Here is an 11,386-nt window from a genome sequence, read left to right as displayed (position 1 = left end):
AGGAGCGAGTGTGATTATTACCAGGCAGTTAACCCGATTGAGCCTTGCCGCCGTGTTGGTGGGCTTGAGTCTTGCGGCACACGCGCGCACCCAGCCGGATGCTTCGGCGACGGCCGATATCCGTCGGACCAGCTTCGGCGTGCCGCATATTCGTGCCGACAACGAACGTGGCCTCGGCTACGGCATCGGCTACGCGTACGCGCAGGACAATCTGTGCCTGCTGGCCAATGAGATCACCACGGTGAACGGCGAGCGTTCACGTTTTTTCGGCCCGGAGCAGTTCACGGTCGAAGAGCGCGAAAATCAGGTCAGCGACGTGTTTTTCAACTGGTTGAATACGCCGCAAGCGGTCGCTGCGTTCTGGCAGGCGCAAACGCCGGAAGTCCGCGACCTCATTGAAGGGTATGTGGCCGGTTACAACCGCTCGCTGGCGGAACGTCGCGCACAAGGTTTGCCGCAGCAATGCCAGGGCGAATGGGTGCGGGACATCACCGCGCAGGACCTGGTCAAGTTGACCCGGCGCTTGCTGGTCGAAGGCGGCGTCGGGCAGTTTGCCGAAGCGCTGGCCGGCGCCACGCCGCCCAAAGCGGTCGCGCAGAATACGCAGACCTCGGCGCAGTTCCAGCTAGCCACTGCGCGCATTCAACGCTTCGCGCTGGATCGCGGCAGTAACGCAGTCGCGGTGGGCAGTGAGCGTTCCTTCAATGGCCGTGGCATGTTGTTGGCCAACCCGCATTTTCCGTGGGTCGGCGGGATGCGCTTCTATCAGATGCACCTGACCATCCCCGGTAAACTCGATGTGATGGGCGCCGCGCTGCCCGGTCTGCCGATGATCAACATCGGCTTCAATCAACACCTGGCCTGGACCCACACCGTGGACTCGTCCAAGCATTTCACCCTGTATCGCCTGCAACTCGATCCGAAGGACTCGACCCGCTATTTGCTCGACGGCAAGTCGCTGCCGATGAAGCAGCAGACCGTGACCGTTAAGGTGAAACAGCCTGACGGGCAGACCCGTGCGGTCTCTCGCGTGGTCTACAGCTCGCAATTCGGCCCGATCGTGCAATGGCCGGGAAAACTGGACTGGGATAACCAGTTCGCCTACAGCCTGCGCGATGCCAACCTCGATAACGACCGGGTGTTGCAGCAGTGGTACGCGATGAATCGTGCAGTCAGCCTCAAGGAATTGCAGGCCTCGGTTCACAAGATCCAGGGCATCCCGTGGGTCAACACCCTGGCGGCGGACGATCAGGGGCAGACGCTGTACATGAACCTGTCGGTGGTGCCGAACGTCAGTGCCGACAAACTGGCCGCGTGCAGCGATCCACGGGCCGGGTTGCAGATGATCGTGCTCGACGGTTCCAACAGCGCTTGTGCCTGGGACATCGACCCGACAGCGGCGCAAAAAGGTATTTATGCCTCGGACGCATTACCGCAGTTGTTGCGCAAGGACTTTGTGCAGCACTCCAACGATTCGGCGTGGATGGCCAACCCGGCAAAACCGCTCACCGGTTTCTCGCCACTGATCAGCCAGGACAGCCAGCCGTTGGGCCTGCGCTCACGTTTTGCCCTGGATCGCCTGGCCACACTGAACAAGGCTGGCCCGATTGCCGCGGCCGATCTGCAACAGATGGTGATGGACGATCAGGTGTATCAGGCGACTCAAGTGATGCCGGATTTGTTGAAATTTTGCGCTGAAGACCTGGGCGCCGACGCGCCGACGCTCACACCGCTGTGTGCCAGTCTGAAAGCCTGGGACCGCAGCGCGAATCTGGACAGCGGCGTGGGGTTCGTACATTTCCAGAATGTCATGGAAGCGCTGCAGGAAGCGCCGGATGTCTGGCGTGTGGTGTTTGACCCGAAGGACCCGCAACACACGCCTCGCGGCCTGGCGGTCGATCGGCCGGAAGTCGCCAAGGCTGTGCGTGAGGCGATGCTGGCGTCGGTGGAATCGGTCAACACATCAGGACTCAAGACGGACAGCCGCTGGGGTGATATCCAGGTGGTCAGCAGCGGTGGCCAGCAGACGCCGATTCACGGCGGACCAGGCACCCTGGGCGTGTATAACGCGATTCAGAGCGTGCCGAGAACCGACGGCAAACGCGAAGTGGTCAGTGGCACCAGCTATTTGCAAGTGGTGACGTTCGACGACAAGGGACCGCAGGCCAAAGGGCTGTTGGCGTTCTCGTTGTCCAGCGACCCGGCCTCAAAGCACGCCAATGACCAGACGCTGGCCTTCTCGAAGAAACAGTTGAGTGTGTTGCCGTTCACCGAACAGCAGATCACTTCGGACCCGCAGTACCAGACACAGACAATTCGCGAGCAGGATGAAAAAGCCGCGAAGGTGGCCAAACAGTAAATCGAACAGTGTTTGCGTTCAGAAAGAAGGCCGCACCCCGCAAGGGTTGCGGCCTTCAGCTTTTAGGCGGTTGCTGCGGCATGGAATTGAGGACCGGATTGCCTTCCTTGTTGCGGGTCAGGTAGACCGGCAACACCTTGGGCAGCGTCGCCACAAGGCTGTTGAGTTCCTTGATGTTGTAGATGCCACCGAGGCGGATTGAGCCGGTGCTGCTGTCGGCGACCATCACCGGGGTGTTCAGGTAGCGATTGATCAATGGCAGGGCTTCGGACAACGCCAGGTTATCGAGCACCAGTTTGCCGTGACGCCAGGCCAGCGAGCTGTCGTTGGCGTAGGTCTGGCTGATTTGCGGCGTGAAGTCGCCGTGTTTGTAGCGCGCCTGCATCGATGGCTCAAGCCGCAGGCCATCACCCGGCAGGTCATTGTTGCTACTGACCAGAACCGAACCTTCGATCAGGTTGACGCGCACCTGATCCTCGTACATCCAGACATTGAACTGGGTGCCGGTGACCCGGATTCTGCCTTCCGCCGCCCGAACGATAAACGGGTGGTTCGCGTCGTGGCTGACTTTGAAGAAGGCTTCGCCTTTTTCCAGGCTGACGCGGCGCTGATCCTTGTAATTGCTGTAGGTCAGCTCGGTGCCAAGGTTCAGTTCGACCTGGCTGCCATCGCTCAGTGTGACCTGGCGGACCGCATTGCTGGCTTCGAAATGCTGGTACGAGTTGGGAATCCAGCCCAGGTTCCACCCGCTAAAAGCCGCCAGCGGCAACGCCAGGGCACACACGGCGGCAGCGATGCCGAACGTGCGCCAAGGCGTTGTGGGTTGGAGGCGAGCGACGGGCATGACGGTTTCGGGGCGAGGCAAATCTCCCGCGACATCCCAAATCTCCAGCATGGCCTCGTACTCGAACGCATGCAGTGGATCAGCGTCAAGCCACTGCTCGAATGCTTGCCGTTCCTCGGCCGTGCAGTCGGTGGCGTGCAAACGCATGCACCAGTGCGCAGCGGCATCGGTGATGGCGTCATATTGGGCTTGCGAGAGAGGGGTGTCGGTCATTGACTCATCCTGATTTCCTGCATTCTAACCTTGAGGGCAGTCTGCGAGAACAGCCGTCATGGCATTTACCCATCAAACGGCTGTTTATTTTCTGGACTCAAGGTGTATTGACGTGTAACTCCCGCCCGAGATGACTGATTAACCAGGCCACGCTGTCGGCATTTCCAAGTTGTACCGCCAGCCGGGTCAGTGAGTTCCTTTTGAAGGTCTCGCGAGCACCGCTCAGGTTTTCTGCACCGGTCAACGAAAGGATATGCGTTTTTACCCGATCGGTATTTTCCAAAGTAGAACTTCCCGGGTCCTCCCACTCGCCGGTGTCGGGATCCTGGGCCATGAACAGTTGTGTGTAAGGAGTCTTGAGCGACAGTGCAGTGTCCTGAAGGGTGGTCAGTGCATTCTTGAGATCAGTGGCGGTCACGCTAGCTGTGCCGATCAGCTCGGCGAAGGGTCTGACAGGGTCCAGATAAGCAATGTCCTCGGTTTTACACGCAATATGCGAAAGCTCATGCAGAAGGGTCACCGCCCGGGCATGCGTGTCGATCGGGAAGGCCGTGTCGGAAAGATGTTTACGGTAGTTGTCGAAACCGGGATAGAAGAATTTTTCTGCCAGATAGATTTTTTTCTGTGCATCGATGGGAACGATAAAACCGAATGTACTGTCTGCGCCTTCGACTACCTTGCCGACAACAAACCGATTGGACTTGGTCTTTCTGAGTGTTGGGTCCAGCAAGGCGGTAAACATGTCTCCCACGGCCTTTTCCAGTTTCTCGACATGCGCGGGCAACACCTCTGACACATCAATGAAACGCTTGATGAGTTGATGCACGGGGGTGGCTTTGTCGTCGGATGTCTTCAGCAATTGCAGGTTACGAAAGCTGTTCCAGGCATAGGTCGTTGCCTGGTCCAGCGCTTCGTCGATCTGACGAGCCTTTTGCGGGAAAACCCGTCGTATCTTCGGCATTCCCTGGGCGTCGATGTTCATGCCGTCCCAAGCCGCGTACAAAGCATCGAGCCGACGGATAAGGCCGAATTGCGGCGTCGGTGTATCCCGGTCGAGCACCCATTGTTTCGATTCGTTTTGCCGTAGATAAGGGCCGAGCGTCTGTGTGTCGGCGATGCGCCAGCGGGTGCCGCGTTTGGTCACCGGAAACACTTTGCCTTCTACCGGCCCGTAAAGTTGCTTGGTCGTCGGATGTGCGTAGAGCCCGGGTGTTGAGTCGGGCTTGAGCGAACCCAGGTCGACGTGGATGCTTTCATGACGCTTCAAGCCTGTGCGCTCGGGGGCGGTCACCTTTATGTCCTGCCATTTGCAGCGGGCATCGGTTTTTTCCGGTGTCGGTGCGGCTGGCGTGGAAGTCGGCGGTGCGTGAATGTCCAGCGATTGTCGCAACGAAGCGAGTTGAGCAATGCCGCTGATGAATTCCCTGAGGGCCGCGCCCCATTTGTGCGTTTGCAGGTCTTCGGCGGATTGTTTGATGTCAAGGTAGCTGTGGTACACCGTGACAGGGTAGGCGAGCTTGCCCATGAAAAATGAATACGCCTCGTGCAGGTCCTCGCCCAGAACGTGCTTGATGGTTGCCCATGCACTCTGCTTTTGGTTATCGGACTGACAACCGAGCAACCGGCTCAGCAACGCGGCATTGTCATGAAACAAGTGCCCGAACAGGTGCCCCTTGATTGGATTGGACGCCAGCTTGACGTCGGCATCGGTATTGTCCGTTGCCACAGGTACGGCTCTTGTAGCCCGGTTGCTGCGCGTTGCCATTCGGGTTTCGAGCAAGATCCGTTCGGGTTGCGGCAGGTTCATGAGCACCCAATCGAGCAGTGCGCCGCGGGTCTTCAGTTCTGCCAGCAGCTGGGTTTCGCTTTGGTATTCCTTGATCCCGTGCCGTGGACTGTGAGGGGCGACAAGCACCTGCGGCGCCGTGCTGTCGGCCGATGAGCCGATCAGATAGATGCCCAGCACTTTGACGGTTTGTCCGCTCCTGACACCGAGGAACTCCAGGGGCCGGATGATCGCGTGGGCGCCATCGACGGCTGCACGGGCGATGGCGTCTGGCATGTCCATGACCTGGCGGATCAGATCGAACCCGGTTTCGCTCAGGCGCTCCTGCAGTTTTTCCGCGTGGGCGTGGTGCATCAGTTGCCAGGGCAGTTGCGTGTAAAAACGCTGCCTGCGAATCGCGTTTGCCTCGGTGTCTGCGAGGGCCGCGCTGAGTATCTTCTGCTGGTGCTCACCCGGCTTCAGCTTGTGCATCAGGTCCTTGATGTAGCGTTCGTCCATGCCCTCTGGAATGACCGTGGTGTCCAGCGACGTCAGTTTGAGCGAGACAGTGTCCAGGTCCTTGAGGTGAGCCAGCGCAAAATCGGTCAGGGTCTGTTTGCCGGACGCAGACCAGGGGCTGGCGCTGATCTCGACCTGGACCTTGTCCGGATCAATGTTGAAGTCGTCGGCCTTGAGTTGTTTCTCCAGTTCATGGTGGGCGGTGCGCTGCAATGAGCGGATGCCGGTGAGGTAATCCTCGTCATCTTTGACGTTGTTCAGGTACTGCTGAAGCAGTTCGCCATGCAGGATCAGCTCTTTGATCGGCGCCTTGGCCAGCCAGGCCGGCAGCTTTTGCTGGGTGATCAGAGATTGGGCGATGTCGGTCGCACGATTCAGCCCGGTCATCGGTTCACGCAGGGCCACCAGGTTCAGCAGGCTGGCCAGCGGCACGGGGGAGAGCGGGGTGGTCAGCGCGCGGGTGACGAAGGTCTGGTCCAGATCAACAAAGGGCCTTTGCACATTGTCGAGAAAATGCCCATGGACCTGTTGCAGCGGCGCCAGTGTGTAGGCCCTGCCTGGCGCTCGCTCGCTACGGCCGAGGTTTTCCAGAAGCATGGAACGATGATTCTCGTCTTTAAGGCGTCGTTCGAGCTCTTCCTTTAGCGGCGTCAGTGCCTTGAAGGCTTCAAAGCCCAGTGCCGGCGTCCACAGAATGGCCTTGCCCGAGTGCAGCGGATCCAGGCCGCCGCGTTCTGTTAGGACAAAACAGCTGGCCAGTTTCAGTGGGGTTGCCGCGGTGCCGGCCTTCAACGCCAGGGAAAAGACCTCCGGCAAAAAACCGTTCAATGCCGCTCGGTCCGCGCGTGTAGGCGTATCGAGAACGGTTTTGATGATCGCCTGTTCTGCCGCACCCAGGGAGCGTGAGACGGCGCGAAGCTTCAATTCACTGTGCAGTGCCGTTGACAGCGTATGGGTAAAACTCGATTGCAAACTTGCCAGTGATAGGTTGACCAGGCTTTGCGCATCGGTGAACGTGCGGGTTGCCGGGGGAATGGCCGGGTGTTTTTCCAGGACTTGATCGAGCGCCTGTTCGACCGAGCTCAGCAGCGACAGCTCCCCTTTGGCCGACTCGGCGCGCACGGTGGCCGGTTGCATGTACACGTCTCGGTCCGGCCGTGTGCTCCAACGTCCTGCGGCTTCAGCCCGCAGCAAGCGGCGGTCGATCAATCCCCGGACGTCCAGGGCGCTGTCGAGCAAGGCGTGAGGCTCCAGCGTGCCTTCGCTTTCGCGGTAACGGCTTAAGGCATGGCTGAGGTTTTGCCGTTGTTTATCAATGATGTCAGTCATCAAGCGGGCAAACACCGAGCCGACGACAGGTTCACCGACGATCACCCGATCGTTTGCTTCCAGTCCAAGAAACGTATTGCGTTCGTCCAATGACATGAAATTGAGCAGCGCGTGTTCATGCCCTTCGCTATCGAGCAAAGGCAGGACAACATTCTTCACCTCTGGCAAGTTGCTTGTGGCCACGATGCCTCGGAAAGGGTTGTACAAGAAACTCAGCGTGTCTGCTCCGCCGATCATCAAGGTCGAGGCCAGTTCCGCGACATGTTTCAAGGGGGCGGTGACTCGCACTTTCTCGATGCGAAGGGGATCGTTCGCGGCCGGTGCAAGGCTGACATTCATCAGTCGCAGGTATTGCTCTGTCGTCAAAGTGCCCTGTTGGTGCTGATTTAGCAGCCTCGCGTGAAAAGTGTCTTGCAGGCCCTCGGTGAAAAAAGCGCGGCGCGACAAGCCATTGCTCATGAGCGAGTCCCAGAAGGTCTCGAGCAGGCTATGCAGGTGAGGCGTAAAACCTTGCGCGATTTTTTTTACCGCGCTTTCCCAGGTCTGGTTATCGGCATTGCTGCTGGTGGCGTGCTCGGGATGGGTAAATACCCAGGAGGCGCCCGTCGGCCACTGATTCGTCAGGTAAAAATGCAGGAGGGCCTCGCTCAGTGACATCGTTGCAATCCCATGGGGCGTTCCACGGTGATCAAACGCAGAACCCGTACTGACAAAACTGTTCAGCCGCGTCAGACGCTGGTCCAGTTTGGGGAATGGCTTGGACAACGCGTGCTTGATGAGGTCGTCCAGCATTGATTGCAAGGTGGGCATCTTGACCAACTCGTCCGCCATCGCCTTGATGTTTTGTTCCTGCTGTTGCTTGAGCGTGAGTTCCTGATCTTCGAATACCGCGCCTTCGATTTCGCGAGTGGAGATATCGAGTGCAGCGGCGGCGGCCAAGGGCAGGCGTTGTTCGATGGAGTGGAAGCGCAACAGTTCACTTTTTTCAGTGGCCTGTGCCAACCATTCTTTGAGTTTGTTTTTGAGGTCGGCCATGCCCGCAAATTTGATCAAGCCTTTGCACGGTGTGAAGAGCGTGACCGCGCCATTATCGGGTCGGCTCATGGCAAAGGCGCCGGCCAAAGGAATGCCGGCCTTGCCGGGCAAAGACAGCAGCAGCTGGAAGGCCTGCATCGGTTTTTCATGGGTTATGCGGGCTGCCTGGGTCGGCTTGTAAACCGTGTTCAACCAGTTCAGATCGTCCAGGGTAAAGCCCTGCGCGGTTTCCCGTTCGCCAAGTAGCCCGGCAGTGGATGCAGACAAGGCTTCGTCAAAAAAATACGGCAGTGCAGGTGTCGTCATGATGTTTCCTCGATGGACTGCGGCGGTGTTCAGCGCAGTTCGTTGGGTCGAGGGGCAACAATAGGGGGCGGGAAAAGGCGGGGTGCGGTACATATTGCTTGCGCGAGAGACTTGACAGGAAGCCGGTAAAAAAGCGCTTAATCGACCTGTCGCCCGCCTCTAAAAATAACACTGGAGCTTCAGATGACCGCTTCGCCTGAAATGGCAGTCAGTTCGGCCAACTCAACCCTGGATTTTGATTCTCTCGTCCTTTTGCTCGAACGCATTTTCGTTCGTCACGGCACCTCCGCCGAAGTCGCCAGGGCACTGGCCCTCAACTGCGCCGGTGCCGAACGTGATGGTGCCCACAGTCATGGCGTGTTCCGCATTCCCGGTTACGTATCAACGCTGAAAAGCGGCTGGGTCAATGGCCAGGCCGTGCCGGTGGTTGAAGACGTGGCCTCGGGTTTTGTCCGGGTCGACGCCGGCAATGGCTTCGCCCAACCGGCGCTCGCCGCTGCACGTGCCTTGCTGGTAGAGAAGGCCCGCAGCGCCGGGATCGCGGTGTTGGCGATTCGTAATTCCCATCACTTCGCGGCGTTGTGGCCGGACGTCGAGCCGTTCGCCTATGAAGGGCTGGTGGCGTTGAGCGTGGTCAACAGCATGACCTGCGTGGTGCCGCACGGCGCCGATCGACCGCTGTTCGGTACCAACCCGATTGCCTTCGCCGCTCCGCGCGCGGACGGCGATCCGATTGTCTTCGACCTGGCCACCAGCGCCATCGCCCATGGCGATGTGCAGATCGCCGCACGCAAGGGTGAGCGCTTGCCCGCGGGCATGGGCGTGGACGGCCTCGGTCAGCCGACCCAGGACCCGAAAGCGATTCTGGAGGGTGGGGCGTTGCTGCCGTTTGGCGGGCACAAAGGTTCGGCGTTGTCGATGATGGTGGAGCTGTTGGCGGCGGCGCTGACCGGCGGCAATTTCTCCTTCGAATTCGACTGGAAAAACCACCCTGGTGCCAAGACGCCATGGACCGGCCAACTGTTGATCGTGATCGATCCGAGCAAGGCCGCCGGGCAGAGTTTTGCCGAGCGCAGCCAGGAACTGGTGCGGCAGATGCACGGTGTGGGGCTCAAACGGTTGCCGGGTGATCGCCGCCATCATCAGCGCGCCAAGTCCAACGCTGAAGGTATTCAGCTGGATGCGGATACGCTGGCGAATCTGCGCGAACTAGCCGGAATCTAGCGTCAAAACACGGATTTTGTAGGAGCCGGCTTGCTGGCGATGGCGTCCTTGAGATCGCTATCGCCAGCAAGCCGGCTCCTACAGTGAATTGCGTTTAGCCTGTGCCCTCGTATTAACGACGACCTAACAGCAACCCGACAACCAAACCGAAACCGGCGGAAATCGCCACGGTTTGCCACGGATGACCACCGATATAGGTTTCTGTCGCTTCGACCGCAGGCAAGGTCCGGTCACGAACGCGGGTCACCGAGTCCCGCGCCTGCTGGAGTTTCTGGGCGATTTGCCCACGGAGCGTGTCCGCTTCCTCACCGACCAGTGAGGCACTGCTTTTCAGCAACTTTTCCGACTCTTCGATCAGCGCCTGAAGCTCGCTGAACGCTTGATCCTTGATTTGGTCTTCGGCGGCTTGTGCGGCGGTTTTCCGAGCCATTGGGATACTCCTTGCAGGTGAGTGGGCAGTGAACAATGGAGTCTGCGGCGATTGAAAAAGTTGCAGCGATTTTACCTGCGCAGGCCCTCCTGTAGAAAAATCCTGCGCAGGACATTTCTTCCTACAGTGTAAGATGTCGCCTATTTACGCAGCAGGTAACTCCCCATGAGCTTCAATCTGGCCGACAAACCCCTTGCCGAGCGCGCAGCGCTTGAAGACGAGAAATCCCGTCTGTTCGAACTCTGGCAGAACAACCTGGGCAAAGCCAAAGGCGAGGCCGCACGCTTGTTCGGCGAACGCGCCAAGCGCAAAGGCAAATGGGCCGAGTGGGTCCGTTCCGAACTCGATGGCATGTCGCCTCCGGAATTCGCCAACATGGTGCGCAGTGAAGTCAATCGGTTGATGGCGGCCAAATAAGGCCGGCTTCACGCAAAAATCGTGACAATCGCCTCACGTACTTTCAACACCACCGGATCGAGCTGCGTGCTGGTACGCCAGCCCAGCTCGATCGGGTAACGCGGCAATGCCAACGGGCAGGGCAGCAGCGTCAACCCGCTGAGCGCGGCGATGCTTCGGGCGGCATGTGCCGGGATGGTCGCCACCGCCTGGCTGCCCTTGAGCAGATGCGGCAACGCCGCGAAATGCGTGGTCGAAGCGCATACCCGCCGGCTCAGGCCCAATGCGGCCAATCCTTCGTCGGTGATCCCGATAAAACCACCCGATGACACCAGAATATGTTCACGGGTGACGAACTCATCAAGGTCGATGGTTTGTTGTCCCGCGGCCAGACTCGTCGGGTCAACCAGACACAGATAATCGCCTTCCCCCAGCACCTGACGACTCAGCAACCGTTCGGCAAACCCGCCGGCCGTGATCGCCAGGTCGATGCTGCGCTCCATCAACGCGTGGGCGACGATCTGACTGTGGGTCTGGCGGAAGATCAGCCGTAACTTCGGCGCGCAACGGGCGATCTCTTCGATCAAGCGGCGGCCGTAGGCAATTTCGAAATCATCCGACATGCCCACCGTGACCGAACGCCCTTCGTAGTGATGGGCGGCCGGATCAACCATCGCCAGGCTTTGTCGGCATTTGTTCAGCGCGTCGCTGACCACCGGTTTCAACTGATTGGCCCTGAGCGTCGGCGCCAGGCCTCGGCCGGTGCGCACAAACAACTGATCGCCATACACCTCGCGCAGTCGGCGCAACGCCGCGCTGACCGCCGACTGCGTGACGCCTAGACGCAACGCCGCACGGCTGGCGCTGGACTCTTCATGCAAGGCTTCGAAGACTTTGAGCAGGTTGAGATCGACGGTGGCGATATTCATGGCGTTCATATCATTCAGCAGCGAACGGGGCTTTGTT

At 59.3% G+C, this 11,386-nt stretch carries 7 protein-coding genes; 3 read left to right on the top strand and 4 right to left on the bottom strand.

Going from position 1 to position 11,386, the window contains the following annotated elements:
* Positions 1 to 10 precede the first annotated feature (10 nt).
* A complete protein-coding gene (gene pvdQ, locus PMI32_RS13425; protein WP_032828778.1) occupies positions 11 to 2,359 on the top strand; it encodes a bifunctional acylase PvdQ in 2,349 nt (782 codons plus the stop codon).
* 55 nt (positions 2,360 to 2,414) lie between these two features.
* On the opposite strand, the gene PMI32_RS13430 is transcribed toward pvdQ, so the two are convergent.
* Positions 2,415 to 3,416: a FecR family protein gene (locus PMI32_RS13430; protein WP_008029954.1), complete on the bottom strand. Its 1,002-nt coding sequence runs from the start codon at positions 3,414 to 3,416 to the stop codon at positions 2,415 to 2,417.
* A gap of 97 nt (positions 3,417 to 3,513) precedes the next feature.
* A complete protein-coding gene (locus PMI32_RS13435) occupies positions 3,514 to 8,370 on the bottom strand; it encodes a dermonecrotic toxin domain-containing protein (RefSeq protein ID WP_008029953.1) in 4,857 nt (1,618 codons plus the stop codon).
* Positions 8,371 to 8,553: 183 nt separating this feature from the next.
* Between PMI32_RS13435 and PMI32_RS13440 the strand changes: the two genes are divergently transcribed.
* Entirely contained in the window at positions 8,554 to 9,594 is a 1,041-nt protein-coding gene (locus PMI32_RS13440) for an Ldh family oxidoreductase (protein WP_008029952.1), read from the top strand.
* A 112-nt stretch (positions 9,595 to 9,706) separates the two neighbouring features.
* Here the strand turns inward: PMI32_RS13440 and PMI32_RS13445 are convergent, their stop codons facing one another.
* The gene (locus PMI32_RS13445) at positions 9,707 to 10,024 is read right to left on the bottom strand and encodes an ElaB/YgaM/YqjD family protein (protein WP_008029950.1); all 318 of its coding nucleotides are present in this window, start codon (positions 10,022 to 10,024) and stop codon (positions 9,707 to 9,709) included.
* Positions 10,025 to 10,189: 165 nt separating this feature from the next.
* On the opposite strand from PMI32_RS13445, the gene PMI32_RS13450 reads away from it, so the two are divergent.
* Complete coding sequence (locus tag PMI32_RS13450) at positions 10,190 to 10,441, top strand: hypothetical protein (protein WP_007937833.1); 252 nt, start codon at positions 10,190 to 10,192, stop codon at positions 10,439 to 10,441.
* 8 nt (positions 10,442 to 10,449) lie between these two features.
* Here PMI32_RS13450 and PMI32_RS13455 read toward each other — a convergent pair whose 3' ends face one another.
* On the bottom strand, positions 10,450 to 11,358 hold the full coding sequence (locus PMI32_RS13455; protein ID WP_008029948.1) for a LysR family transcriptional regulator: 909 nt from the start codon (positions 11,356 to 11,358) through the stop codon (positions 10,450 to 10,452).
* Positions 11,359 to 11,386 lie beyond the last annotated feature (28 nt).

The organism is Pseudomonas sp. GM60 (genome assembly GCF_000282415.1).
Taxonomy (GTDB): domain Bacteria; phylum Pseudomonadota; class Gammaproteobacteria; order Pseudomonadales; family Pseudomonadaceae; genus Aquipseudomonas; species Aquipseudomonas migulae.
Note: the sequence above shows the minus strand (reverse complement) of the source record. Positions and strands in the feature narration are given on the sequence as shown.